Here is a 25,151-nt window from a genome sequence, read left to right as displayed (position 1 = left end):
AGGGAACTCGAAGGGCCGTCCGGAAGCTGAACCTCCGGACTGGCGTCAGGACAGGGGGAGTTGTCCGGGCATTGCGGGAGATTGCCTCCCGGGACACACCCCGAGGCGAGCGGCCGGATCTCTCCGGTTTCCGGGCAGGACTGGCTGAATTTTTTCGCGCGTCGGGAATCTTCGCGCGGTGCCGTTCGTCCTTTCTACAGGGAATGGAGGCGGAATGGGCCACAGGAGCCGCATCCCGCCCCCGAGGGGCATGAAGCAGCGCAAGACGGGCAGCCAAGGGGAAGCCGGATTCTGTCCGGCGCAAGCAGAGCGTCTGCCTGGCGGTGGGGAGGGGCACGGTGATGGGGACGGCGGAGCGGTACCAGACGTCGGCCGACGGCGCGGCGGCGCGTTCGGCGGTGCGGCAGCGAGCCGAGGCGCCGGATCGCGACATTCCGGCCGAGGGTCACACCGCACGGCCGGCCGGGCGTGACGCGTCACGGCAAGGAGCCCAGGAGCAACCGGTCTACCGGCCGTTGTGGGTGGAGGAGCCGGCAAGGCGGCGTCGCATGCCCGACCCGGTGCGTACGGCAGCGGTCCGGGCGGTGCTCCTCGTCGCCGTGACGCTGCTGCAGGCGATGGTGGCGTTCCTGTGCACGATGGCGGGGTCCTGGCTGGCCTTCCCGATGGTGCTCAGCAGCATCGCCAGCACGGTGGTGGCGACCTGGGGCGTGCTGGACGTGTGGGTGACGCGCCAGGTGTGGAACCAGCGCAACGGCGTGGTCTCCGCACCGAGCAGCACGGCACGGGCGCTCCGCCGGGAGCGGCGCCGGGCCCGGCGACAGGCCCGCGCCGCCGAGCGGGGCCAGGCGCGAATACGGCGGCGTGGGAGCGCGGGGCAGCTGTCCCACTCCTGACGCGCTGCGCGGCTGTCCCGGCAAGGTCCTCATCGGGGTGCGGTCGGCCTCGGGCGTCTCCTGCCGGGATCTTGGCCCTTCGGTACCATCCTGTTTCGCATGACGCACAGGTAGGCCTTGTGCGCAACAGGACGCCGTCAGGTTGGTGAGAGTCGAGCCATGGCCCGCACAGACAAGCAGTCCGGCGGCGACGCGGGCCGCGCAGAGCGCGCGGCGAGACAGGGAGGCAGCGGCAGAGGCGCGGTGAGCGCGGTGCAGTCGGTGGACCGTGCCGTGAGTGTGCTGGAGATCCTGGCGCGCCACGGTGAGGCGGGCGTGACGGAGATCGCCGAGCAGCTGGGCGTGCACAAGTCGACGGCGTTCCGGTTGCTCGGCGTTCTGGAGAACCGCGGGCTGGTGGCCCAGGCGAAGGACCGCGGCAAGTACTACCTGGGGGCCGGGATACTGCGCCTGGCGGGCGCGGCGGCCGTCCGGCTGGACATCTCGCAGGAGGGCGTCCAGGTCTGCCGGGAACTCGCCGACGACCTGGGCGAGACGGTCAATATCGCGGTGCTGGACGACGACGCGGCGGTCAACATCATGCAGGCGCGCGGCACGGCGTCCGTGACCGCCCAGAACTGGCTCGGCCGGCGCACCCCGCTGCACGCCACCTCCAGTGGCAAGGTGCTGCTCGCGCACCTGCCGCCCACACTGCGGGAAGGCCTGCTGGCCCGTCCTCTGCACCGGTTCACCGAGCGCACGGTCACCGGCGCGGCGGTGCTGCGGGGCGAGCTGGAGACCGTGGTCGAGCGGGGCTACGGCGTCACCGTCGAGGAGCTGGAGCTGGGCCTGGCCGCGGTCGCCGCGCCGGTGCGGGCGCACGACGGCGAGGTGATCGCGGCGATCAGTGTGTCGGGGCCGGTGTACCGGCTGAACGCCGACCGGCTGCCCGAGGTGGCCGAGCGGACCGTCGCGGCGGGCGCGGAGTTGTCCCGCCGTATGGGCTACGGCTTCTGACGCAGCGGAGCGGCGGCCATCTGACGGCCGCCCGCCGCCGTCCGCGACCTCCTCCTGATCGCGCAGTCCGTCGCGCAGTACGCAACAGCGGCAAGAGGCTCCCCCGCGGTGCTCACGCCGGCGCGGGACGCTTGTACATCCGCGTCGCCGTGATCTCGCTGCGCACCGCCTCTCCCGTCTGGGGCTGCTGGGGCAGTCCGGGGCGGAGGTGTTCCTCCACGCTGATGTACTTCAGGCCCGCCCTCAGGTCGGCGTCGTTGCGCAGCCGGATCACCAGCGGGAACTCGGCCAGCGCGGTCGTGTCGAACAGGCCCGTGGTGTACAGCAGCTGCACGCCGAGCGCGTCGGACACGGCCCGCTGGAGTTCCAGCAGGTACGTGGCGTTGGCGCGGCCGATGGGGTTGTCGAGGAAGAGCGTGCCGGCGTGGCGGTGCTTGTCGCGGCCCCGGTCGTTGGAGCGCAGCGCGGCCATCGTGCAGTACAGGGCGATGGCCGCGGTGAGCAGCTGACCGCCGGAGAAGACGTCGCCCATCTGTCCGACGGGAACGCGCTCGGCGCGCAGCACCGCGTCGGGCTTGAGGATCTCCACGGCGACGCCCTTGGGCTGCAGGGCCGCCGCCACCCCGCGCAGGAGGAGGGACATGCCGTCACGCCGGAGGTCGGAGTTCTTCTTCACGGCCGCACGCGTGGCCTCGTCGATGACCTCGCCGAGCCGCTCGGTGAGGGTGGCCTGGTCGGGTTCCTCGAAGCGGATCCGCAGGAACTCCTGCCCGGACCACTCGCCGAGCCCTTCCGGCAGCCGGGACAGCCGCTGCGCGGAGCGCAGGGTGGCCAGCGCCGACTCGACGAGTCCGCGCAGGCGGTCCACGATCGAGTCGCGGTTGCGCTCCAGCTGCGCCAGCTCGTCGGTGAGGACGCGCAGCCGGGGCGCGAAGGCGTCGGCCCACTTCTGGGCGTGCTCGGGCAGCGCGGAGGCGGGCAGTTCGCGGATCTGCTGCCGGGCCGGAGTGCGCACCTGTTCGTAGCGGGTGGAGTTGGCGTGCCGGACCAGCACGTCGCTCGCCTCGCGTACGGCGGCCTCGGCGGCGGACAGGTCGGCGGCGCAGCCGCGCAGCGAGCGGCGGGCCTCGGCGGCGGACTGCCGGGCCTCCTCCAGCGTGCCGGGGTAGGGCTCCGGCTCCTCACGTTCGTCCTCGGAGGCGTGCTCGCGCAGGAGGTCGCGGAGCATGGCGGCCAGTTCCTCGAAGCCGCCGACGGCGTCCTCGGCGGCGCGGTGCTCCTCCAGCAGCCCGGCGTGCGTGTCCCGGGCCTGCGCCAGCGCCTCGGTGCGGGAGGCGAGTTCGGCGGTGGCCGTGCGCAACAGGGCCTGCGCGTGCTCGGCGTCGCGCGGGACCATCTCCTCGGGCAGCTCGGTGTGGGCCTCGCCGTCCTCGGGGGCGTGCCGTTCGGCCTCGCCGCGCAGCCGGCCGAGCTGCTCGCTGGCGTTCGACATCCGGGTCTCCAGGAGCTGCACCAGCTCCTCCGCGCGGGCCGCGGCGGCCTGCCGGGACGGCCCGTCGGAGCCGTCGGGGGACTCAAGGAGCTGCTCCGCGCGCGTGCGGACCTTGTTGCTGAGCCGGTCCAGCTCGGCGCGGGCCGCGCTCTCGTCGCTCTCCGCGCGGGCCTGTTCGGCCCGCAGGTCGGCGCCGACGCCGACCTTCTCGTACACCTGGGAGGCGGCCCGGTACGCCTCGCGCAGCGCCGGCAGCGACGCCTTGGGCGCGTCCTCGTCGCTCTCCGGTACGTCGTCGGGGGCGCCCGCGATCTCGGAGCGCTCGGCGCGCAGCGCTCGCGCGGTGCGGCGGGCGTCGTCGGCGGCGCGCTGGGCGGCGCGGCGGTCCTCGTCGGCGGCGCGGGCCCGCTCCAGGCAGGCCTGGGCACGGGCCTCGGACTCGGCGGCCTCGTCGGCGAGTTCGCGCAGGCGGGCCTGCCAGCCGGCGCGTTCGCGCAGCCGGAAGGCGAGGCCGGCGAGGGCGTCGGCGGCGCGGCGGGCCTTCTGCGCGGCCTCCTGCTTCTCGTCGCGGACCCGGGCGGCGTCGGCGGCGGCCTCCTCGGCCTCCGCGCGCACGGTGCGGGCCTCGGCCAGCTCGGCCTCGGACTCCTCGGCGAGCTCCCGCGCCTGGCGGGCTGCCTCGGCCAGCTCCAGCAGCCGCCCGGCGGGGCAGCCGGTGCGCCAGGAGGCGAGCCGTGCCGCCAGCTCGCGGTCCTTGCCGAGGCGGGCGGCGAGCGCGCGGATCTCCTCGTCGCGTGCGGTGGCCCGCGCGCGCAGCGCCTGCCGCTCCTCGTCGGCGGCGTGCTCGTCGTGCATGGCGGGGTTCGGCGGGACGAGGAAGACGTCCCCGGTGTCCGCGTCGGGCGCCGGGGTGGGCGCGAGCAGCGCGGCGGCCGTGCCGACGGCGACGGCGGAGCGGGGCAGCAGGGCCGCGTCGCCGAGCACGTCCCGCGCGCGGGCGTGCGAGTCGGGGTCGGTGATGATCACGCCGTCGACCAGCTCGGGCCGGGCGGCGAGCACCCGCGCGTGGTCGGCGGGGTCGACGGCCTGGGCGAGGTAGCGCCAGCCGGGCAGGGCGGGGATGCCGTGCTCGCCGAGGAACTCGACGGTGGCGAGGACGTCGGGGCCGGGCGGCAGCAGACCGCCGTCGCCGAGCGCGCCGAGGATGCGGGCGTCGTCGGCGGCGGCCGTACGCAGCTCGAACAGCTGGCGTTCGGCGGAGCCGACGGCCTCGTCGAGGAGTTCGCGCAGCTCGTCGGCGAACCGGTCCAGGTCCTCGGGGCTCAGCGGGCCCTGGCCGACGGGCTCGTCGGCGGCGTCGTCGGCCTGGCGGGGCTGCGGGATCGCCGAGCGGCCGTCGGTCAGGCCGAGCAGCTCGGCCAGGCGTTCCTCCCGGGCGAGTGCCTGGGCGGTGCGCCGTTCGCCGTCGTAGGCGCGCTCGGCGGCGAGTGCGGCGTCGGCGGCGCGGGCGGCGGTCAGCTCGGCGCGGGACTCGGCGGAGGCCGCCTCGCGCGCGTGCTCGCTCGCCCGGCGGGAGGCCTCACGGGCGGTGTCCCACGCGGCCACGGCGCTCTTCTCGGCGTCGCTGGCGGCGAGCGCGGCGCGGGCGGGGTCGGCGTCGGGGGCGCTGTCGTCGAGCCAGCCGGCGCGGACGGCCTCGGCGGTCTCCTGCTCGACCTCGGTGAGCCGCTGGCGCAGGTGACCGGCCTCGCTGCGGGCGCGCTGCGCCTCGGTGGCGGCGGCGGTGGAGTCGCGGTAGGCGGACTCGCCGGCCTCCTGGAGGGCGGCGGAGCGCTCCTCCTCCTCGTCGGCGCGGTGCTCGGCGCTCTCGGCGGCGGCGTGCAGGGCGCGGACGAGGTCGACGGCGGCCTTGGCGCGGGCGGCGAGGGCGGGTGCGGCGTCCCGCTCGGCCTCCTGGATCGCGGCGGACACGCGCGCGACCCGGTCGGCGGCGGCGCGGTGGCGCAGGACGGCCTCGGCGGCCTGCCACGCGGCGTGCAGGGTGCGCGCGTCGGCCAGCTCGCGCTTCTGCGCCGCGGCGGCCTTCTCGGCGGCGGCGAGCGCCAGCGAGGCGTGCCGGTAGGCGAGTTCGGCGGCGATCAGCGAGGCGCGCTCGCGGGCGCCCTCGGTGTGCGTGACGGCGTAGGCGGCGGCCGTGACCCGCTGGGCGAGATCGGTGGCCCGCGCGCGCTCGAGCACGGCCCGGGCGGACAGCCGGCGGGCGAGGGTGCGGGTGCGACGCTCGGCGCCGGCGTGCACGTCACGCGCGCGTGCGCGGGCGTCGGCGGCCTCGACGATACGGCCGAGCAGGTCGACGGAGCCGGCGGTGAAGTCGCGTTCGGCGATGAGTTCGGCGCGGCGGCCGAGCTTGTTGCCGAAGCCGCTGACGAGGTCGGCGAGGCCGTCAGTGTCCCGGGTGTCGGTGACGGCGCGCAGCAGCAGATCGGTGAAGTCGGAGTCCTTCTTCACCGCGAACAGGCCGGCCGCCTCGCCCTCGTCGGCGTTCATCTCCCGCTGGTAGCGGAAGAGTTCGGGGTCGAGGCCGAGTTCGCCGAGGTGCTCGGTCCAGCGCTCGTGGATCTCCTCCCAGTGCACTTCCAGGTGCGGGTAGGCCTTGCCGGCCTCGGTGATCGCGTCGCGGAAGCCCTTCATGGTGCGGCGGCGGCCCTGCGCGCCGGACTGGCCCTCGACGGGCGGCCGTACGGCGGTGGACTCGGCGACGGGCAGGTTGTCCAGGGTGAGCCCGGGCCCGGGCCGGAAGGAGTACCAGGCCTCGGCGAACTTGCGCGGGTCGTTGGAGACCTGGCGTCCGCGCCACTCGCTGACCTTGCCGACGACGACGCACTCGCCGGTCTGCACGTGCTGCCACTCCAGCGCCACGTGCCCGCAGTCGTCGGCGAGCAGGAACTTGCGCAGCACGCCGGAGCTGGCGCCGCCGAGGGTGTTGCGGTGACCCGGCAGCATCACCGAGAAGATCAGCTTGAGCAGGACGGACTTGCCGCCGCCGTTCTCCAGGAAGAGCACGCCGGCGGGCGCGGGGCGGCGCGGCGGGCCGACGGGCTCCTCCTCGAAGAACTCCGCCTGCGTGGGGGCGGGGTCGGGCACGACCTCGCCGACGCCCCGCAGGTCAAGCACGGTGTCGGCGTAGCGTGCACCGGCGGGCCCGATGGAGTAGAGGCGGACCCGGGACAGCTCGTACATGGCGGACTCTCGTCAGTCTTCTTGCAGATCGGGGGGCGGATCGTCAGGAGTGGAACGGCAGCCCGGCGTCGGCCACCAGCTCCAGGTCGTCGGTGTCCTCCGGCGGCAGCAGCGTCGGGGTGCCGTCGGTGACGGGGACGACGCCCAGCTCCAGCAGCTCGGCCAGGGCGGCGCTGCCCGCCATGTCACGGACCTGGAGCTGGTAGCGGGCCGTGGTGCGGTAGGTGCCGCCGTTGTCGTCGCCGGTGCGCTGGAGGAAGCCGGAGTCGGTGAGGAACGCGACGGCCTTGGCGACGATGCCGGTGGTGGAGCCGGCGAGGCGGCGGGCGTCCTTGGTGGCGCCGGTGGCGCTGCGTCTGGCCCAGATCCGCCAGGCGGCCTCCAGGCCGGGCGCGTCGGTGGCCGGGTCGGTGTTCTCGCCCTGCTCGGCGGCGCGCTCCTCCAGGCGGCGGCAGACCTGCCGGACGAAGGCGTCCACGCCGTTGACGGTGACGCGGCCGATGTAGCCGTCGTCGGCGAGGTCCTCGGGGCGGGGGAAGGCGAGGGCCGCGACGGCGAGGTGGGCGAGGCCGTGCAGGAAGCGGTCGCCGGAGTCGGCGGAGGCGCGACGCGCGTAGTCGCCCATGCGGACGGCGAACACCGAGTCCTCGGCGGCGGTCACGGCCATGCCCGCGCGCAGGGACACCTCCAGCACCACGAGGCCGAGCCCGGCGGCCACGGCGTCGGCGAGCCGGGCGAACGGCGGGTCCTCCCGGTAGCGGCGCAGCAGGTCGGCGTACTCCTGGTCGCGGGCGGGCTGGAGCTTGGGCTGGAGCCCGAAGGCGACGAGCCGCGCCGCGTCGGCGGCGTCGGCGGGCGTGACGGCGGCGGTCGCCTGCGGGGCGGGGGCCTCCGCGTCACTCCACTCGACGTGCTCGGTCACGGTCGGTACTCCTTGTCGCGCTGGTGGTCGGTCATGCTGCGTCCGTCCGGTCTCATGCCGCTTCCGTCCGGTCGGCCGCCATCCCCGCCGCGTCCAGCAGGGCCGTCCCCACGATGAGGTCCGCGCCGCCGAACTCCGGGTCGTCCAGCTCGGTGCCGTCGTCCACGGCGAACAGCAGTTTCTCCTCGCCCTGCCGGTAGGCGGTGCCGACGGCCGGGCTGGCCGCGTGCACGGCGAGCAGGGCGACCAGGTAGGGCAGTTCGGGGTCCTTGCGGCGGGCCTCGGCGAGCAGGCCGGACAGGCGGCGCGGCGCGTCGTGCGGCAGGTCGAGCAGCTCCATGGCGGCGGCGAGCTGCTCCTCGCTGAAGCGGCTGTCGTCGGGTGTGGCGATGAGGTCCGGCTCGGGCATCTCCGCGCCCAGGTGTTCCCGCTCGACCGGCGGGGTCAGCAGGATGTCGACGAGGTCGGCGACGCGGACGGAGGCGGGGGTGCGCAGGCCCGTGCCGCGCGCGAAGAAGGCGTCCGTGACGCGCGTGGCCTGCTCCAGCGGGAGCGGCAGCACGGGCGCGAGGAGGTGGCCGTACAGGTCGATCCCGGAGGCGGCCAGGGGGGTGGCGAAGGCCTGCCGGTCCTGCTCTGCGCGGAACAGGGGTCCGGCCTCCAGCAGGCGGGACTGGAGTTGGGTGTGGCGGCGGATGCAGTCCTTGACGATGTCGACCAGTTCGGCCGCGCGCCGCTTGTGCTCGGGGTCCTCGGACTCGTCGCGGGCCTTGCGGATGTTGGTGAGGATCGCGTTCTCGTGGCGGTAGCGGTCGGCCACGTGGTCCAGGGCCTCGGCGATCATGTCGGGGACGGCGTTGAGCCAGTCCACCGCGCGCACATTGCGCCGGGTGGCGTCCAGGGCCTTGCGCAGGGTCTCCGAGTACTGCACGGTCCGGTAGCGGGCCTGCTCGGCGGCGAGCTGGGCGTCGGCCAGCCGGCCGCGGCTGATCAGCACCTCCAGCTTGACCTCGGCGGCGATCTGCGCGCTGGTGACGTCCGTGTCGAGGGCGCCGACCAGGACGTTGACCGCCTCGTCGGTGGTGCGCAGGTAGACCGTGCCGCCGGGGCCGGGGACCTCTTCGATCAGCTTGAAGTCGTAGTCGCGGCGGACGTAGCTGCCGTCGGCGGTGAAGGTGCCGTAGACGACGCGGAAGCCGCGGTCGACGCTGCCCACGTTGATCAGGTTCTCCAGGACCCAGCGGGCCACGCGCTCGTGCTCGGCTGCGGGGCGCTGCGGGGCCTGGGCGGCGATGCGGGGGATCAGCCGGGCGACGATCTGGTCGTGGTCGGCGCCGGTGTCGAAGTCCATGTTGAGGGTGACGAGGTCGATCGCGGCCAGGGCGATCTCGGCCATGCCGTAGACGGAGTACTCACCGGCGAGGTTGGCCTTGCGCGCGTCGAGGTCGTGGATCGGCGCGGTGCAGGCGAGCGCGCGCAGCCGCCGGGCCAGCCCCTCGTCGGCGGCCGGCCCCGGGGCGGGGCGGGTCGCTGCGCTGAGCTGGGGCGGAGTGGGGTCCGTCGGTGCTGGCGAAGTCACGGTGCACAGACTAGGTCCTGGGTCTGACATCGACCCAAACGAGACCTTGGCGGTGCCGTCGCCGTTCGGGGGGCGGGCCGTCCGTGGCTGGTCGCGCTGTTCCCCGCGCCCCCAGAGGGCGCTGCACCCGGGTCAGCCCGGAAGTGACCCCTCGTTCCCCACTCGCCGCCGGTAGACCTCGACCATCCGTTCGAGGGAGTCGCTCAGGTACACCGCGAGCAGCCGCTCGGCCCCGTCCCGGTCCCCGTCCTGCAGCGTCCGCAGGATCTGCCGGTTCCGGGTCAGGTATGGCTCGTGAAGGGCGCGCGGGTCGTCCACGACGTGGAACGCCAGGCGCAGCTCGGCGAAGACGCTGCGCATCACCTCGTCGGTGCGTTCGCTGCCGGCGAGCGCGACCAGTTCGCGGTGGAAGTGGATGTTGGCGGTACCCAGCCCTTTCCAGTCGTTCTCGGCGGTGGCCCGTTCGCCCTCGGCGACGGCCGCGGCGAGTCCGTCGAGGGCGTACGGCGGCTCGCCGAGGCCGCGGACGACCGCGCACTCCACCAACGCGCGCGTGCGGTAGATGTCCTCGACGTCCTCGACGGTCAGGACCCGCACGAAGACGCCCCGGTTGAGTTCGTGGACGAGCAGGCGTTCGTGCGTGAGCAGCCGGAACGCCTCGCGCAGGGTGTTGCGCGACACACCGAGCGCCCCGCCGATGCTGTCCTCGGACAGCCGTGTGCCGGGCGGGAAGAACCCGTCGGCGATCCGGCTGCGGAGGATGTCGGAGACCCGCTCGGCCGTACTGGTACGGCCCAGGAGGGCACGGTCGTCGGCCAGTGACGCCAGCTGCTCTGCCATGCCCGGAATTCAACCGCAGACCCAAGGACGAGACAACGTGGGTATTGAAGGATCGTTGAACGATCCTCTACGGTGCTGGGCACGCTCTTCCGTCGCACCCTCCGTCATCCCTCAGCGAGGTGCCCATGAGCACGACTCCTCCACCGCAGGCCCTCCCCACCGACACTCGCCCGGCCCCGGGTGAACGCGCCGCCGACGACGGCGCGTTCGGCTGGCTGCGCGCCCTCGGCCCGCGCGGCCGGCGCGCCTTCGCGGGCGCCTTCGGCGGCTATGCCCTGGATTCGTACGACTACTTCACGCTGCCGCTCAGCATGGTCGCGCTGTCGGCCTCCTTCGGGCTGGACAGCGGCCAGACCGGCCTGTTCACCACCGTCACCCTGGTCGTCTCCGCCGTCGGCGGGGCGCTGGCGGGTGTGCTCGCCGACCGGGTCGGCCGGGTCCGGGCGCTGCTGATCACCGTGATCACCTACGCCGTCTTCACCGTCGCCTGCGGCTTCGCGCCCAACTACGAGACGCTGCTGGTCTTCCGCGCCCTGCAGGGCCTCGGCTTCGGCGGTGAGTGGGCGGTCGGCGCGATCCTGGTCGCCGAGTACGCGAGCGCCCGGCACCGCGGCCGCACCCTCGGCGCGGTGCAGAGCTCGTGGGCGGTCGGCTGGGCGCTGGCCGCGATCGTGTACACGCTGGTCTTCTCGTTCGTCGGCGACGACCTGGCCTGGCGGGTGATGTTCTGGACCGGCGCGCTGCCGGCGCTGCTCGTGGTGTGGGTGCGGCGCAGCGTGCGGGACGCGCCGGAGGCCGCCGCCGTACGCGAACAGAGCGCGGTGAAGGGCTCGTTCACGGCCATCTTCAAGCCGGGCCTGCTGCGCACCACCGTCTTCGCCGGTCTGCTCTCCACCGGCGTCCAGGGCGGCTACTACACGCTCGCCACCTGGGTGCCGACCTATCTGAAGTCGGAGCGGGGGCTGTCGGTCGTGGGCACCGGCGGCTATCTCGGCTTCCTCATCTCCGGCGCCTTCCTGGGCTATCTGACCGGCGGTCACCTCACCGACCGGCTCGGCCGCCGCCGCAACATCTGGCTGTTCGCGCTGCTGTCGGCGATCTGCATCGCGGTGTACGCGAACATCCCGAGCGGCGCGAACACGCTTGTGCTGGTGCTCGGTTTCCCGCTCGGCTTCTGCATGTCGGCGATCTTCAGCGGCTTCGGCTCGTACCTGAGCGAGCTGTACCCGACGGCGGTGCGCGGCACCGGGCAGGGCTTCACGTACAACACGGGCCGTGCCGTGGGCGCGGTGTTCCCCACCACGGTCGGCTTCCTGGCCGACAGCTGGGGTGTGGGCGGCGCGCTGGTGTTCGGCGCGATCGGCTACGGAGTGGCGGCCCTGGCGCTGCTGGGGCTTCCGGAGACGCGCGGGAAGGAGCTGGTGTGAACCCTCGAGAGGACAGCGCCGTGACCCTGGTGGCCGGTGCCGGCGACAGCCCCGTCACCCTCACCGATCCGCACGCGCACGCGTGGAGCCCTGAAACGGCCCGCGCCCGCTTCCGGGACGGGCTCACCGGCCCCACCGCGGGCGTCGCCGCGGGCCACACCCAGGTGAACCTGATCTCGGTGCCCGCCGACTGGGCGTACGACATGCTGCTGTTCTGCACCCGCAACCCCAAGCCCTGCCCGGTCCTCGACGTCACGGACGCCGGGTCGTTCACGACGGCCCTCGCCGACGGCGCGGATCTGCGCACCGATCTGCCGCGCTACCGGGTGTGGGAGAACGGCGTGCTGGTCGACGAGCCGACGGACGTTCGGGAGTACTGGCGGGAGGACCTGGTGACGTTCCTGATCGGGTGCAGCTTCACCTTCGAGTGGGCGCTGACCGGCGCGGGCGTGCCGCTGCGCCATGTCGAGCAGGGCCGCAACGTGCCGATGTACACGACCAGTCGGCAGTGCCGCCCGGCGGGGCGGCTGCACGGTCCGCTGGTGGTGTCGATGCGTCCGGTGCCACCGCGGCACCTGGCGGCGGCGATCAGGGAGAGCAGTCTGCTCCCGGCGGTGCACGGCAGCCCCGTACACTGCGGCGATCCGGCGGGGCTCGGCATCGGCGACCTCGGCCGCCCCGACTTCGGCGATCCGGTGGACGCCGAGCCGGACGACATCCCGGTGTTCTGGGCGTGCGGGGTGACACCGCAGGCCGCGGTGATGGCCTCGCGCCCGCCGTTCGCCCTCACCCACGCACCGGGACAGATGTTCCTCACCGACGCCCGCGACGAGCAGTACCGCGTGGCCTGAGCATCCGGGAAGAAGACCATGACCTCCATCGATCTCAACGCCGACCTCGGCGAGGGCTTCGGCCGCTGGCGGCTCACCGACGACGAGCAGCTGCTGTCCGTCGTCACCAGCGCCAACGTGGCCTGCGGCTTCCACGCCGGGGACCCGGTCACCATGCGCCGGGTGTGCGAGCTGGCGGCCGAGCGCGGGGTGCGGATCGGCGCGCAGGTCTCCTACCGGGACCTGGCCGGGTTCGGGCGGCGCGCGATGGACGTGCCGCCCGCCGAGCTGGCGGCCGAAGTGGCCTACCAGATCGGCGCGTTGGAGGTGTTCGCGCGGGCGGCGGGCGCGCGCGTGGCGTACGTCAAGCCGCACGGCGCGCTGTACAACCGGGTCGTGCACGACGAGGAGCAGGCCGGTGCCGTCGTGGACGGCGTGCTGCTCGCGGACGCGTCGCTGCCGGTGCTCGGACTGCCCGGCTCGCGGCTGCTGGAGGTGGCCGCGAAGGCCGGGCTGCCGGTCGTGCCGGAGGCGTTCGCCGACCGCGCCTACACCGACGAGGGCACGCTCGTGCCGCGCGGCCGGGACGGCGCCGTGGTCACCGACCCGGAGACGGTCGTGGAGCGCTCGCTGAGCCTCGCCCGGTCCGGGGCGGTGGCCTCGCACTCCGGTACGGCCATCGAGGTACGCGCGCGTTCCCTGTGCCTGCACGGCGACACGCCCGGCGCGGTGGAGCTGGCCCGGCGGGTGCGGGAGCGCCTGGAGGCCTCGGGCGTCACGGTGGAGGCCTTCGCATGAGGGCGCTGCCCGTCGGCGACGACGCCCTGCTGGTCGAGGTCTCCTCGGGCGAGGAGGCGCAGGCCCTGCACGCGGAGCTGGTGCGCCGCCGCGCCGAGGGCCTGCTGACGGCCGGGGAGATCGTCCCGGCGGCCCGTACGGTCCTGCTCGACGGTCTCGCCGACCCGGCGCGGCTGGCGGCCGAGCTGACCGCCGCCGAGCTGCCGCCCGTTCCCCCGCCACCGCGGGAGACGGTGGAGATACCGGTGCGCTACGACGGCCCCGACCTGGCCGAGGTCGCCGCGCACTGGGGTGTCGCGGAGGCGGAGGTGGCGCGCATCCACGCGGCGGCCGAGTTCCGTGTCGCCTTCTGCGGTTTCGCGCCCGGCTTCGGCTATCTCACCGGTCTGCCCGCGCGGTACGACGTGCCGCGTCGGGCCACCCCGCGCACCGCCGTCCCGGCGGGTTCGGTGGCGCTGGCGGGGCCGTACACGGGCGTCTATCCGCGCTCGTCGCCGGGCGGCTGGCAGCTGATCGGTACGACGGACACCGTGCTGTTCGACCACGCGCGCGTGCCGGCGGCCCTGCTGTCGCCGGGCACGCGCGTGCGCTTCGTCCCCGTGACCGCGGCGGGAGGTGCGGCGTGACCGACCGGGCGCTCGCCGTCGTGCGGGCCGGGGCGCTGACCACCGTGCAGGACCGGGGCCGCCCCGGCTACGCGCACCTCGGGGTGCCGCGCTCGGGGGCGCTGGACGCCCCGGCGGCGGCGCTCGCCAACCGGCTGGTCGGCAACCCGGCCGGAGCGGCGGTCCTGGAGACCACCCTCAACGGCTGTGCCGTACGGCCGCGTTCGACGGTCACCATGGCGGTGACGGGCGCGCCCTGCCCGGTCACCGTGGACGGCCGGCCGGTGGCCTGGGGCGCGCCGGTGCGGGTGCCCGCCGGGGCCGTGCTGGAGGCCGGGGCGGCCGTCGGCGGCGTCCGCAGCTATGTCGCCGTCCACGGGGGCATCGGTGGCGAGCCGGTCCTCGGCAGCCGCTCCTCCGACCTGCTGTCGGGGCTCGGCCCGGCACCGCTCACCGACGGCGCGGTGCTGCCGCTGGGGCAGCCGGGGGCCGGCCCGCACGCGCGTGTGGACGTCGCCCCGCAGCCGGGCCCCCCGGCCGAGCTGGTCCTGCGGATCACCCTCGGCCCCCGCGACGACTGGTTCACGCCGGACGCCCTGCGGACGCTCACCACGCGCGCGTACCGCGTCTCCGCCGCGAGCAACCGCATCGGCCTGCGCACCGAGGGCCCGGCGCTGGAGCGGGCCCGCGCGGGCGAACTCCCCAGCGAGGGCATGGTGCTGGGCGCGGTCCAGGTGCCGCCCGACGGCAGGCCGGTCGTCTTCCTCGCCGACCACCCGACCACCGGCGGCTACCCGGTGATCGGCGTGGTCCGCCCGGCCGACCTCCCCTCCGCGGCCCAGGCACTGCCGGGCACCCCGCTGCGGTTCGTGGCGGTACGGCGCCGCTGAGGCGCCCGGGCGGCCGCGTCGTGCGCGGCGTGGAAAGCGTCCACCGCCGCGTCCCAGCCGAAGCACTCCGCACGCGCGCGTGCCGTCTCCCGCCGCTCCCGCAAGGGACGCACGAGCAGCGTCCGCACGACGCGGGCGAACGCCTCGCCTCAGTCCGTCGCGGAGACCCCGGCGGAGCCGACGACCTCGGGCAGCGCGAAGGGGCCGCGCTCAGAGCGAGACGGCCTCCCGCATGCCACGGTTCACGAGGTGCCGGGTGGTCCGGAGCGCGCGCATTGGGCCACGCCGTTCACGTCGGGGGAAAGGATTCGGTCACGACGACGACACGCGTACGGGGGTTGTCGCCGTACTGGACGCGGCCGCGTAAAGGTGGATCCGTCCGCGCGAGGAACGTCCCATGAGCGTGCCGCGGCCGCACCGGCGGGCCGGACGGTGTCCACGCGCGCCCGGCCCGCCGGTCACCGCGCGTTCACCCGGGGCGCGACGGAGCCCGGGCGGCGGAGGGGGCGGTCACATGGCGGCGGGGTCCGTTCCGATCCGGCTGCGCACCGCCGTCTGGACCTCGGCCTCCTCGGCGGGGTCGGCGGCGAGGCGGCGCAGGCGTTCGACGACCCGGGCGTCACCGGTCTCGGCGTGCCGGGCGGCGAGTTCGCGGGTGGTCTCCTCGCAGTCCCACAGGCACTCGACGGCGAAGCCCGTGGCGAAGGAGGGGTCGGTGGCCGCGAGCGCCCGGGCGCAGCGGCCGCGCAGATGGGACGAGGCGGTCTCGCGGTAGACATGGCGCAGGACGGGGGCGGCGCAGGCGATGCCGAGGCGTCCGGTGCCGTCGACGAGGGTCCACAGTGTCGGCGCGTCGCAGCCCTCACCGCGGACGGCCTCGCGCAGGGCGCCGAGGACCAGCTCGCGGTCCTGGGCGCCGCCCCGGCAGGCGAGCACGCGTCCGGCGGCGGCACCGAGCGGGTCGGGCCGGCCGGCCCAGCCGCGGGCCCGCTCGACGGCCGCGATACTGCGCATGCGTTCGAACGCGTCGACGGCGGCCTCCACGACGACGGCCGAGCCGTCGGTGACGGCGCCCTCGATCAGATCGAGGGCGTCGGGATCGTTGCCGTCGGCGAGGTAGCGCAGCGCGGTGCAGCGGGCGCCGTCGCCGCCCTGCCGGGCCGCCCGGACGATCTCGGGCCGGTCCTCGGGGCCGGCGACGGCGCCGAGGCAGCGGGCGGCGGGCACGTGCAGCGCGGCGCCGCGGTCCAGGCCCTGCTGGGCCCAGTCGAAGACCGCCTGGACGCTCCAGCCGGGGCGTGGCCCGGAGGGCCGCATCTGCCGCTGCCATCGGTCGAAGCAGCCGGTCTCGTGGGCGGCACGCACGCGTGCGGAAATGTATTCGCGCGGGTCCTCCGCCCACAGCCGCCAGGGGCGAGGTTCGAAGGCGTCGCGGACGGCGGTGGCGAGTTCCGCCTCGCCCTCGGCGTCGGTGGCGAACCGCGCGAGGACGGGTGCGGCCAGGGCGCGCAGCCCGGCGTCGTCGTCGCGCAGGGCGAGTTCGTCGAGGGCCCAGGCCCAGTTGGAGCCGGAGGCCGCGTACCGGCGCAGCAGCTCCAGGGCGTCGCGGCGGCCGTAGGAGGCGAGGTGTCCGAGCACGGCCAGGGCGAGGCCGGTGCGGGACTCCTCGGTGTCGAAGACGTCCTCGACGTCGAAGAGGTGGGCCTCGATCTCGTCCAGCTCGCCGTTCAGGTCGAGGAAGAGTCGGGCGTAGTAGAGGGAGCGGTTCTCCACCTGCCAGTCGTGGCGGGGATCACGCAGCACGCAGTGGTTCAGGGCCGCGAGCGCCTCGGCGCGCGGGGCGGTGAGCGCGTGGAGCGTACCGTCGCCCCGGCCCCTCTGGAGGAGGCCGAGCAGGGTACCGCTGGGCGCTATGACCGGATCGAACATGGGAAACAGCCTCACATCAAGCGTCGACGCAACCGGGACCGTGCACTACCTGGTCGCGCCGCAACACGCCGGGGCGCCCGCCGTTTCCTGCTTGCTGTAGACCATCTTCCTCTGCCTCTCGTCTGTGGCCCGTGCGGACCGATCACGGCCCGCGCGGTGCGGCAGGTGCGACAACACCTGCCCGGCCATCGCGTCCGTGAATCACGACGTCATGATGACCCGGCGGTTCCGCCCACCGCGACCGAAATTTCCGGCGGCCCCGTACCGCCTCCCCCGTCTGTGCTGTCCTACGTGGTCAGTGACAGTGTTCTACCTGCTCAGCGCGGCTGTCGTCACTCCGCGCCGAACATCTTGAGCAGGTCCGTCTTGCCGAACATGCGCGCTGTGTCCACCGCCGACGGTGTGCCGGCGTGCGGGTCGGCGCCGCCCTCCAGCAGGGCCCGGATCACCTCGGTCTCGCCCTTGAAGACGGCACCGGCGAGCGGGGTCTGGCCTCGGTCGTTGGGCCGGTCGGCCTCGGCGCCGCGGTCCAGCAGGGCGCGGACCGCGTCCGCGTGGCCGTGGTAGGCGGCGAGCATCACCAGGGAGTCGCCGCGGTCGTTGGTGAGACCGGCCGGGACGCCCGCGTCGACGTACGCCACGAGCGCCTCGGTCTGGCCCCGCCGGGCCAGATCGAAGATCTTGGTCGCCAGCTCCACGACCTCGGGGTCGGGCGCTTCAGTCATCGGCGGGACCGCCTCTCGTTGCAGCCGTTCAGGTGAATCGCCAGGGTACTGGCTCGGCGGGCACATGAGCGGGCCCGCCGGAGGCAGAGATCACCACGAGACCCGTTCGACGCAACACCGCAGCTCAGGCGGGCGAACAGAGCTTCCGCCGTCCGGGGGAAATGCTGGGAATTTCCCCCATTTGCACCTTTTATCGTATGGATACATGCTGTGATCCTGGAAGTACTCATGGTGACTGTCCCCACCGAACACCAGGAGAGCCCCAATGATCCTGTCCATCTCAGGCGTCGTCCTGCTCGGCATCGTCGTGTTCATCTTCTTCCGCAAGGACGGGCTGAAGGCGTCGCACGCAATGATCTCGGCCCTGTTCGGGTTCTACCTCGCGAGCACGGCCATCGCCCCGAGCATCAAGGCCGGCGGAGAGAGCCTGGCCAGCCTCCTCGGCGGCATCAAGTTCTGACGCCGCCCCTCCCGTCCGTACGCACCCACAGGAGAGTCACGTGGCCCGGCGCCCCCTCCCCCGCATCCTGAGCACAGGCAGCGCGCAGATCGCCCGGAGCCGGGAGCTGGCCCGGACGGCGGCCGACAGCGCCACCGACGTCCTCCATCCGCTGATCACGATCACCCGCGGACTGCGCCGGCTGGCCTCGGCCGGGCGGCGCAGGTGGGCCGACACCCCCAAGGACCGGCGCGGACCGCTGCTGTTCCTGGTGGCGTCGGTGATCCTGGTTGTGGCCCTGGTGCCGTACGGCCCGCTGCTCGCCGTCATCAGCCTGATGGCGGCGGCGGCCTGGCAGGGCCGGGACCGCACCCCGCCCGCCCCCGAGGGACCCGACGAGTCCCAGACCCAGCGCCTGCGGGCGCTGTACGAGGCGCTCGTGCCGTACTTCTCCGCGGCGGAGGACCCCGCTCCGCTGTACGGGCACGGCGGCGAGTGGGACAAGGCCTTCCCGTCGTACGAGTTCGACGACACGGGCCGCGTCTGCCATCTGCTGATCCGGTACCCCGCCTACTTCCCCGACGGCGAGCCGGAGGCCCGCGCGCGGATCGAGCAGCTGCTCACCGCCAAGGCGGGCCGCGGCAGGGAGTACCACTTCGCGTGGGACGAGGAGGGCAACGAGCTGACCGTCACGGTGCTCGCCCCGCTGCCCACCGACATCGCCGCCCAGCGGTTCGTCACCGCGCCGGGCGAGACGGTCCTCGGCTTCACCGACCCGCTCCAGGTCCAGCGCACGCTCCCGCTCGGCTACGGCGACGCGCAGCGCGACGTCCCGCCGGTCGTCTGGCGCACCGGCGTCCGCTCCACCGAGCCGCACCTGCTGGCCATCGGCCAGCCGGGCAGCGGCACCTCCACCCTGCTGCGCTCCATCGCGCTCCAGGCCCTCCAGCACGGCGACGTCCTCGTCGTGGACGGCAGCGGCACCGGCGACTACGCCTGCCTGACCGGCCGGGACGGCGTGCTGGCCGTCGAGTGCGGGCTGGCGGGGGCGCTGGCGAGCCTGGAGTGGGCCGCCACCGAGACCGAGCGCCGGCTCGTCGCGGCGAACCGGGCCCGGCAGGAGGGCGAGGCGCCGCCGGAGGACACCAGGCGGCCGCTGTGGATCCTCCTCGACCGGCCGAGCGCGTTCACGCACCTCGCCGCCGCCGACGGCCGCAAGGACCCGCAGGCGCTGCTCCAGGTGCCGCTGCGGCACGGCCGCGCGGCGAGCGTCACCGTCGTGGTGGCCGACCAGTTCGACAGCGCGGACGCCCTGAGCGACGCGGTACGGCAGCACACGCGCGCGCGTGTCGTGCTCGGCCCGGCCACCGGGGAGCAGCTGGAGGCCGTCCTGGGTGCGCGTCCGCAGACGACGCCGGTGGCGCAGGTGCCGCCGGGGCGCGGGTACGCGCGCCTGGGCGCCGGTCCCGTGCACCGCCTGCAGGTGCCGGCCACCCCGGACCCCTACGACGACGCGACCAGCGACGCGCACCGTCAGGCCGTACTCGACCTGCTGCCGCCGCGCACGACACCCGCGGACGGCGAGACGGTGCCGGTCCCGGCGGAGGCTGCGGCGGCGGAGGCGACCTCCTAGACGGCCGCAACGGCACGAGCCTCCAACGGCGGAGGCGTCCCTGCAGACGCCCCGCGCCCCTCAGGGCCGGCGCCCGGCCGTCACTCCCGGACCGAGCGCCGGCACCCGCCCCTCACGCCACGAACGTCCGCGGCCCCTCCGCCCCCACCGTCCCCCCGCTCTCCACGATCCGCGCGGCCGAGGCCAGCCGGATCGCCGCCTCCTCCGCCACCGCGCCGCCCACGGTGAACGGCAGCCGCACATACCCCTCGAAGGCGCCGTCGACGCCGAAGCGCGGGCCGGACGGGACGCGGACCCCCACCCGCTCCCCCGCCTCGGCGAGACGCGAGCCGGACAGCCCGCCCGCGCGGACCCACAGCGTCAGGCCGCCCTTGGGCACCTCGAACTCCCAGGTGGGCAGTTCGCGCCGGACCGCGGCGACCAGCGCGTCCCGGTTCTCCCGGGCCTGCGCGCGCCGCAGCTCCACGGCCTGCTCCCAGCCGCCGGTGCTGAACAGCCAGGCGACCGCGAGCTGCTCCAGGACGGGCGTGCCGAGGTCGGCGTAGGCGCGCGCGGCCACCAGGCTGCGGATGACGTCCGGCGCCGCCCGCACCCAGCCGATGCGCATCCCCGCCCAGAAGGCCTTGCTGGCCGAGCCGACGGTGATCACCGTGGACCCGGCGGGGTCGAAGCCGCACACCGGGCGCGGCATGTGCACGTCGTCGTCCAGCCACAGCTCGCTCATGGTCTCGTCGGCGACCAGCACCGTCCCGGCCGAGCGGGCCGCCTCCACCAGCCGCCGCCGCTGGTCCTCGTCGGCGAGGGCGCCGGTGGGGTTGTGGAAGTCGGCGACGACGTACGCGATGCGCGGCGCGGCCTCGCGCAGCACCTGGCGCCAGCGGTCCAGGTCCCAGCCGGACAGCCCCTCGGCCATCGCGACCGGCACCAGCCGCGCCCCCGCCTCCCTCATGAGCTGGAGGATGTTGGCGTACGACGGGGACTCCACGGCGATGCGCTCGCCCCGGCCGCCGAAGAGATGGCAGATGGCGTCGATCGCGCCCATCGCGCCGGTCGTGACCATGATCTGCTCGGGCATGGTCGGGATGCCGCGGGCGGTGTAGCGCTCGGCGATCATCTGGCGCAGCGCGGGCAGACCGGCCGGGTAGTCGCCGTGCGTGTGCGCGTACGGCGGAAGCTCCTCCAGCGCGCCCCGCACGGCACGGGTGAGCCACGGCTCGGGCGCGGGCAGCGCGGCGCACCCCAGGTCGATCATCGAGCCGAGCGCCTCGGGCGGCAGCGGCTCCAGACCCCGGGCGGGCAGCGGGTTCCCGGCCGGTACGGCGGTCCAGCTGCCGGCGCCGCGCCGGGACTCCAGGAAGCCCTCGGTGCGCAGCGCCTCGTAGGCGGCGGCCACGGTCGTCCGGCTGACGGACAGGGCGAGGGCCAGTTCCCGCTCGGCGGGCAGCCGGGCGGCCACCGGCACACGTCCCTCCAGCACCAGCAGCCGGATGCCGTCGGCGAGGGCGCGGTAGGCGGGCGGCCGGCGGGTGCCGGGGCCGGCGGGCCGGTCCTGCTGCGACGTGAGCAGCCGGGCAAGCTGCGCTGCCCCCACCGCAGAGGTCCACTGGGCCATGATTACCAGTCCACCTTCCCCGAATTGGCCATGGATGGGGATTCCCCCCAAGCCACAGAGTGACATGTGTCAGGCCACCACCACCATCCGGGGGGCACCCTTGTCCGGTTTCTCGATGCCCGACCACGTCGTACGGCGGCTGGTCCAGCTCTACACGGGCCTCGTGCTGTACGGGGTCAGCTCCGCGCTGCTGGTCCGCTCGGGCCTCGGCCTGGAGCCGTGGAACGTGCTGCACCAGGGCCTCGCCGAGCGCACCGGCCTGAGCATCGGCGAGGTGCTGATCCTGGTGGGCGCGGCGGTGCTGCTGCTGTGGATCCCGCTGCGGCAGCGGCCCGGCCTCGGCACCGTCTCCAACGTCTTCGTCATCGGCCTGGCCATGGACGGCTCGCTCGCCCTGGTCCCGGACGCCCACGACTACGCCCTGCGGGTCCCGATGCTCGTCGCCGGTGTGGTGCTGAACGGCGCGGCCACCGGCCTGTACATCGCCGCGCGTTTCGGCCCGGGTCCGCGTGACGGGCTGATGACCGGACTGCACCGGCGTACCGGCCGGTCGATCCGGCTGATCCGGACGGGGGTGGAGGTGGCCGTCGTGGCGACCGGGTTCCTCCTCGGCGGCACCGTCGGCGTCGGCACCCTGCTGTACGCCGTGAGCATCGGCCCGCTCGCCCAGTTCTTCCTGCGGGTCTTCGCCGTCCCGACGGCACCGGAGCGCAGCACGGTCGTTGCCACCGGGACACCCCGGGGAGCGATACTGCGTCGGTGACCACCCTCATACGCCACCCGTACCTCGACCATCCCGGCCCGATCGCCTTCGCCCACCGCGGCGGGGCCGCGGACGGCCTGGAGAACACCGTGGCGCAGTTCCGGCGGGCGGTCGAGGCGGGCTACCGCTACATCGAGACCGATGTGCACGCCACCCGCGACGGCCGGCTGGTCGCCTTCCACGACGCGACGCTGGACCGGGCCACGGACGGCGCGGGGGCCATCGCCGAGCTTCCCTGGGCGGACGTACGGCACGCGCGCGTGGCGGGCCGGGAGCCGCTGCCGCTGTTCGAGGAGCTGCTGGAGACCTTCCCCGAGGTGCGCTGGAACGTCGACCTCAAGGCCGAGCCCGCCCTGCGCCCCTTCCTTGAGCTGGTCGAGCGCGCGAACGCCTGGGACCGGATCTGCGTCGGCTCCTTCTCCGAGGCCCGCGTGGCGCGCGCCCAGCGACTGGCCGGCCCGCGCCTGGCCACGTCGTACGGCACCCGGGGGGTGCTGGGCCTGCGGCTGCGCTCCTGGGGGCTGCCCGCGGCCCTGCGCCGTTCGGCGGTGGCCGCCCAGGTGCCGGAGACCCAGTCCGGCGTCCAGGTGGTCGACCACCGCTTCGTCCGGGCCGCCCACGCGCGCGGGCTGCAGGTGCACGTGTGGACGGTGAACGAACCCGAGCGCATGCACCGGCTCCTGGACCTGGGTGTCGATGGCATCATGACCGATCACATCGACACGTTGCGCAAGGTCATGGAGGAACGCGGCGTCTGGGCCTGACGGCCCGGCCGGCCGCCCGCCGCGCCTTGGCACGGCATCTGCGGCGGGGAAGCGAGGGCACGGGTGGGCACCGACACCGTGCGGACACCGGCGGCCGGCGAGGCCGCGGACCGGCGGCGCGAGCAGCGCGGCTGGTACTTCTACGACTGGGCCTGCTCCGTCTACTCGACGAGCGTGCTCACCGTGTTCCTGGGCCCCTATCTGACGTCGGTGGCGAAGTCGGCCGCGGACCCGGACGGCTATGTGCACCCGCTGGGCGTCCCCGTGCGGGCGGGGTCGTTCTTCGCCTACTCGGTGTCCCTGTCGGTGATCGTCGCCGTGCTGCTGATGCCGCTGGTGGGCGCCGCCGCCGACCGCAGCGGCCGCAAGAAGCCGCTGCTGGCGGCCGCCGCCTACACCGGGGCCGCGGCGACGACCGGCATGTTCTTCCTCGGCGGCGACCGCTACCTCCTCGGCGGGCTGCTGCTGGTGGTGGCGAACGCCGCGCAGTCCGTGGCGATGATGCTCTACAACTCCTACCTGCCGCAGATCGCCCCGCCCGAGGAACGCGACGCCGTCTCCTCCCGGGGCTGGGCCTTCGGCTACGCCGCGGGCTCGCTGATGCTCGTCGTGAACCTCGCCCTCTACCTGGGCCACGACACCTTCGGTGTCTCGGAGAGCATGGCCGTGCGGATCTGCCTGGCCTCGGCGGGCCTGTGGTGGGGCGCCTTCACGCTCGTACCGCTGCGCCGGCTGCGGGACCGCCGCACCGTCGCACGGGAGGCCGCGCTGCCGGGACTGCGGCAGCTGGCCGCGACCGTCCGCGACATGCGCCGCCACCCGCTGACGCTGGCCTTCCTGCTGGCGTACCTCGTCTACAACGACGGCATCCAGACGGTGATCTCCCAGGCCTCGGTGTACGGCTCGGAGGAGCTGGGCCTCGGCCAGTCGACGCTCATCGGGGCGGTGCTGCTGGTGCAGGTGCTGGCGGTGGCGGGCGCGCTGGCGATGGGCCGGCTGGCGCGGACGTACGGCGCGAAGCGGACGATCCTCGGCTCGCTCGTGGCGTGGACGCTCACGCTGGGCGCCGGGTACTTCCTGCCGGCCGGGGCGCCGGTGTGGTTCTTCGTGCTGGCGGCCGGCATCGGGCTGGTCCTCGGCGGCAGCCAGGCCCTGTCCCGGTCGCTCTTCTCCCACCTCGTCCCGCCGGGCAAGGAGGCCGAGTACTTCTCGGCGTACGAGGTGAGCGACCGCGGCATGAGCTGGCTCGGGCCGCTGCTGTTCGGGCTGACCTACCAGCTGACCGGAAGCTACCGGGACGCGATCATCTCGCTGGTGGTCTTCTTCGTCGCGGGGTTCGCGCTGCTGGCGCGGGTACCCGTCCGGCGGGCGATCGGCGACGCGGGGAATCCCGTTCCCGAGAAGATTTAGCGCTCCGGGCGAAAGGGCTGTAGTGTACGCGTTTGGCCTGCCAGGCGTACCGTTACTGCGCGTCAAAGATGACGAAACGCTGGGTGACATCTGCTAGCAGACGTGACAAACCGGGCGCCGGTGGGTACGCACTGGTTGACAAGGCTGCGGCTACGACGGCGACGCATGACCCGGAACGGGACCTCGGAACGGGAATCTTTACCGCCGACCGGACGTTGACCGGATGACGACGACAGCGACACCTGTCCTGTGGGCGACAAGCCCGGGAGGCACGATTCATGAGTGAGCGAGCTCTTCGCGGCACGCGCCTCGTGGTGACCAGCTACGAGACGGACCGCGGCATCGACCTGGCCCCGCGCCAGGCCGTGGAGTACGCATGCGAGAAGGGGCACCGCTTCGAGATGCCCTTCTCGGTCGAGGCGGAGATCCCGCCGGAGTGGGAGTGCAAGGTCTGCGGGGCCCAGGCACTCCTCGTGGACGGCGACGGCCCTGAGGAGAAGAAGGCCAAGCCCGCGCGTACGCATTGGGACATGCTGATGGAGCGGCGCACCCGCGAGGAACTCGAAGAGGTCCTCGAGGAGCGGCTGGCCGTTCTCCGCTCCGGGGCGATGAACCTCGCGGTTCATCCCCGGGACAGCCGCAAGAGCGCCTAGTCCCTGCGGGACTCGGCCGCGCGACACAACGACCGCGGGCGCCGTACGTGATCTCACGTGCGGCGCCCGCGGTCGTTGTGCGCTTGCTTGTCGTGTGCTGCGTTTCGGGGGCGAGCCGCCCCGCGGCTCACCGCGTCAGCGGCGGGCGGGGCTCGCGCGGGGTGTCGCCCGGCTCGTCGTGCCTGATCACCTCGCCCTGGACGATCTTGCCGTCCGGGCGGTGGATGCGCGCCTGCTGGAAGGCGTCACCGAACCCGCCGCGGGCGGAGTCGCGCAGCCTGCGCTCCAGGGACCGCTCGGCCCGCTTGCCCAGCGCCTTCTGGACCGGCGGGACCAGCAGGACGAGGCCGACGACGTCCGAGATCAGCCCCGGGATCATCAGCAGCAGTCCACCGAGCATCACGAAGCCGTTGCCGCTGCCGCCGGACGGGGAGCCGCCCCGCTGAAGCGCCTCGTTGAGGTTCTGGAAGGCCCGCCGGCCCGCCCGCTTGACCACCACCGAGCCGAGGACGACACCGGCGAGCAGCAGCAGGAAGACCACCAGCCCGCTCGTCGCGCCCGCGACCACGGTCAGCAGCCAGATCTCCAGCACCACCCACGCGGCGACCCCCAGCGGCAGGAAGGTCCGCAGCCGGGAGCGGCGGGGCCGGGCGGAGGAGGGAGAGGTCGGAGCGCCAGTCGTCATGCTCCCAGTGTGCCCGGCCGCGG

21 protein-coding genes are annotated in these 25,151 nt (G+C 74.3%); 13 read left to right on the top strand and 8 right to left on the bottom strand.

Annotation, left to right across the window (positions count from 1 at the left end; genetic code table 11):
* Positions 1-341: 341 nt before the first annotated feature.
* A complete protein-coding gene (locus IE308_RS31305) occupies positions 342-896 on the top strand; it encodes a hypothetical protein (RefSeq protein WP_190220470.1) in 555 nt (184 codons plus the stop codon).
* 159 nt (positions 897-1,055) lie between these two features.
* Positions 1,056-1,892 (top strand): IclR family transcriptional regulator, encoded by an 837-nt coding sequence (locus IE308_RS31300; protein WP_190220469.1) that lies wholly within the window; start codon positions 1,056-1,058, stop codon positions 1,890-1,892.
* 112 nt (positions 1,893-2,004) lie between these two features.
* Here IE308_RS31300 and IE308_RS31295 read toward each other — a convergent pair whose 3' ends face one another.
* The 4 genes from IE308_RS31295 to IE308_RS31280 all read right to left on the bottom strand — a co-directional run bounded on the left by IE308_RS31295 (position 2,005) and on the right by IE308_RS31280 (position 9,965).
* On the bottom strand, positions 2,005-6,624 hold the full coding sequence (locus IE308_RS31295) for a hypothetical protein (RefSeq protein ID WP_190220468.1): 4,620 nt from the start codon (positions 6,622-6,624) through the stop codon (positions 2,005-2,007).
* 43 nt (positions 6,625-6,667) lie between these two features.
* Entirely contained in the window at positions 6,668-7,546 is an 879-nt protein-coding gene (locus IE308_RS31290) for a hypothetical protein (protein WP_190220467.1), read from the bottom strand.
* A gap of 52 nt (positions 7,547-7,598) precedes the next feature.
* On the bottom strand, positions 7,599-9,125 hold the full coding sequence (locus tag IE308_RS31285) for a hypothetical protein (RefSeq protein ID WP_190220466.1): 1,527 nt from the start codon (positions 9,123-9,125) through the stop codon (positions 7,599-7,601).
* 132 nt (positions 9,126-9,257) lie between these two features.
* Positions 9,258-9,965 (bottom strand): GntR family transcriptional regulator, encoded by a 708-nt coding sequence (locus IE308_RS31280; protein WP_190220465.1) that lies wholly within the window; start codon positions 9,963-9,965, stop codon positions 9,258-9,260.
* Positions 9,966-10,090: 125 nt separating this feature from the next.
* Between IE308_RS31280 and IE308_RS31275 the strand changes: the two genes are divergently transcribed.
* The 5 genes from IE308_RS31275 to IE308_RS31255 are packed head-to-tail and all read left to right on the top strand — an operon-like array spanning position 10,091 to position 14,515.
* Positions 10,091-11,392 (top strand): MFS transporter, encoded by a 1,302-nt coding sequence (locus tag IE308_RS31275; RefSeq protein ID WP_190220464.1) that lies wholly within the window; start codon positions 10,091-10,093, stop codon positions 11,390-11,392.
* A gap of 20 nt (positions 11,393-11,412) precedes the next feature.
* Positions 11,413-12,243, top strand: a complete 831-nt coding sequence (locus IE308_RS31270; protein ID WP_190220507.1) for a putative hydro-lyase — start codon at positions 11,413-11,415, stop codon at positions 12,241-12,243.
* 18 nt (positions 12,244-12,261) lie between these two features.
* Positions 12,262-13,020, top strand: coding sequence for a LamB/YcsF family protein (locus IE308_RS31265; RefSeq protein ID WP_190220463.1), 759 nt, complete (start codon positions 12,262-12,264; stop codon positions 13,018-13,020).
* Entirely contained in the window at positions 13,017-13,646 is a 630-nt protein-coding gene (gene pxpB / locus IE308_RS31260) for a 5-oxoprolinase subunit PxpB (RefSeq protein WP_190220462.1), read from the top strand. Before IE308_RS31265 ends, pxpB begins: the two co-directional genes overlap by 4 nt.
* Positions 13,643-14,515 carry a 5-oxoprolinase subunit C family protein gene (locus IE308_RS31255; protein ID WP_190220461.1) on the top strand — a complete coding sequence of 291 codons (873 nt, stop codon included), beginning with the start codon at positions 13,643-13,645 and terminating at the stop codon, positions 14,513-14,515. Before pxpB ends, IE308_RS31255 begins: the two co-directional genes overlap by 4 nt.
* A 510-nt stretch (positions 14,516-15,025) precedes the next feature.
* On the opposite strand, the gene IE308_RS31250 is transcribed toward IE308_RS31255, so the two are convergent.
* Together IE308_RS31250 and IE308_RS31245 are read right to left on the bottom strand one after the other, a co-directional pair.
* Entirely contained in the window at positions 15,026-16,444 is a 1,419-nt protein-coding gene (locus tag IE308_RS31250) for a HEAT repeat domain-containing protein (RefSeq protein WP_190220460.1), read from the bottom strand.
* A gap of 332 nt (positions 16,445-16,776) precedes the next feature.
* Positions 16,777-17,169 carry an ankyrin repeat domain-containing protein gene (locus tag IE308_RS31245; RefSeq protein WP_110626838.1) on the bottom strand — a complete coding sequence of 131 codons (393 nt, stop codon included), beginning with the start codon at positions 17,167-17,169 and terminating at the stop codon, positions 16,777-16,779.
* Between the two features lie 265 nt (positions 17,170-17,434).
* Between IE308_RS31245 and IE308_RS31240 the strand changes: the two genes are divergently transcribed.
* On the top strand, positions 17,435-17,629 hold the full coding sequence (locus IE308_RS31240; RefSeq protein ID WP_110626839.1) for a hypothetical protein: 195 nt from the start codon (positions 17,435-17,437) through the stop codon (positions 17,627-17,629).
* A 40-nt stretch (positions 17,630-17,669) separates the two neighbouring features.
* Entirely contained in the window at positions 17,670-19,241 is a 1,572-nt protein-coding gene (locus tag IE308_RS31235; protein ID WP_190220459.1) for a P-loop NTPase family protein, read from the top strand.
* A 112-nt stretch (positions 19,242-19,353) separates the two neighbouring features.
* Here the strand turns inward: IE308_RS31235 and IE308_RS31230 are convergent, their stop codons facing one another.
* The gene (locus IE308_RS31230) at positions 19,354-20,853 is read right to left on the bottom strand and encodes an SCO1417 family PLP biosynthesis transcription factor (protein WP_190220458.1); all 1,500 of its coding nucleotides are present in this window, start codon (positions 20,851-20,853) and stop codon (positions 19,354-19,356) included.
* Between the two features lie 115 nt (positions 20,854-20,968).
* On the opposite strand from IE308_RS31230, the gene yczE reads away from it, so the two are divergent.
* From yczE to IE308_RS31210, 4 genes are all read left to right on the top strand, one after another.
* Complete coding sequence (gene yczE / locus IE308_RS31225) at positions 20,969-21,616, top strand: membrane protein YczE (protein ID WP_229909266.1); 648 nt, start codon at positions 20,969-20,971, stop codon at positions 21,614-21,616.
* A complete protein-coding gene (locus tag IE308_RS31220) occupies positions 21,613-22,380 on the top strand; it encodes a glycerophosphodiester phosphodiesterase family protein (RefSeq protein ID WP_190220456.1) in 768 nt (255 codons plus the stop codon). Before yczE ends, IE308_RS31220 begins: the two co-directional genes overlap by 4 nt.
* 63 nt (positions 22,381-22,443) lie before the next feature.
* Complete coding sequence (locus IE308_RS31215; RefSeq protein WP_190220455.1) at positions 22,444-23,790, top strand: MFS transporter; 1,347 nt, start codon at positions 22,444-22,446, stop codon at positions 23,788-23,790.
* Positions 23,791-24,068: 278 nt separating this feature from the next.
* Complete coding sequence (locus tag IE308_RS31210) at positions 24,069-24,443, top strand: RNA polymerase-binding protein RbpA (protein WP_010357981.1); 375 nt, start codon at positions 24,069-24,071, stop codon at positions 24,441-24,443.
* Positions 24,444-24,570: 127 nt separating this feature from the next.
* Here IE308_RS31210 and fxsA read toward each other — a convergent pair whose 3' ends face one another.
* Entirely contained in the window at positions 24,571-25,128 is a 558-nt protein-coding gene (gene fxsA, locus IE308_RS31205; RefSeq protein WP_190220454.1) for an FxsA family membrane protein, read from the bottom strand.
* Between the last annotated feature and the right edge of the window lie 23 nt (positions 25,129-25,151).

The sequence above is a fragment of the Streptomyces griseosporeus genome (assembly GCF_014656055.1).
Taxonomy (GTDB): domain Bacteria; phylum Actinomycetota; class Actinomycetes; order Streptomycetales; family Streptomycetaceae; genus Streptomyces; species Streptomyces griseosporeus.
Note: the sequence above shows the minus strand (reverse complement) of the source record. Positions and strands in the feature narration are given on the sequence as shown.

Coding starts and splice junctions, on each gene's coding strand:
- IE308_RS31305 (WP_190220470.1), top strand. CDS start 342: ATGGGGACGGCGGAGCGGTACCAGACGTCGGCCGACGGCGCGGCGGCG.
- IE308_RS31300 (WP_190220469.1), top strand. CDS start 1,056: ATGGCCCGCACAGACAAGCAGTCCGGCGGCGACGCGGGCCGCGCAGAG.
- IE308_RS31295 (WP_190220468.1), bottom strand. CDS start 6,624: ATGTACGAGCTGTCCCGGGTCCGCCTCTACTCCATCGGGCCCGCCGGT.
- IE308_RS31280 (WP_190220465.1), bottom strand. CDS start 9,965: ATGGCAGAGCAGCTGGCGTCACTGGCCGACGACCGTGCCCTCCTGGGC.
- IE308_RS31275 (WP_190220464.1), top strand. CDS start 10,091: ATGAGCACGACTCCTCCACCGCAGGCCCTCCCCACCGACACTCGCCCG.
- IE308_RS31265 (WP_190220463.1), top strand. CDS start 12,262: ATGACCTCCATCGATCTCAACGCCGACCTCGGCGAGGGCTTCGGCCGC.
- pxpB (WP_190220462.1), top strand. CDS start 13,017: ATGAGGGCGCTGCCCGTCGGCGACGACGCCCTGCTGGTCGAGGTCTCC.
- IE308_RS31250 (WP_190220460.1), bottom strand. CDS start 16,444: ATGTTCGATCCGGTCATAGCGCCCAGCGGTACCCTGCTCGGCCTCCTC.
- IE308_RS31245 (WP_110626838.1), bottom strand. CDS start 17,169: ATGACTGAAGCGCCCGACCCCGAGGTCGTGGAGCTGGCGACCAAGATC.
- IE308_RS31240 (WP_110626839.1), top strand. CDS start 17,435: ATGATCCTGTCCATCTCAGGCGTCGTCCTGCTCGGCATCGTCGTGTTC.
- IE308_RS31230 (WP_190220458.1), bottom strand. CDS start 20,853: ATGGCCCAGTGGACCTCTGCGGTGGGGGCAGCGCAGCTTGCCCGGCTG.
- yczE (WP_229909266.1), top strand. CDS start 20,969: ATGCCCGACCACGTCGTACGGCGGCTGGTCCAGCTCTACACGGGCCTC.
- IE308_RS31210 (WP_010357981.1), top strand. CDS start 24,069: ATGAGTGAGCGAGCTCTTCGCGGCACGCGCCTCGTGGTGACCAGCTAC.
- fxsA (WP_190220454.1), bottom strand. CDS start 25,128: ATGACGACTGGCGCTCCGACCTCTCCCTCCTCCGCCCGGCCCCGCCGC.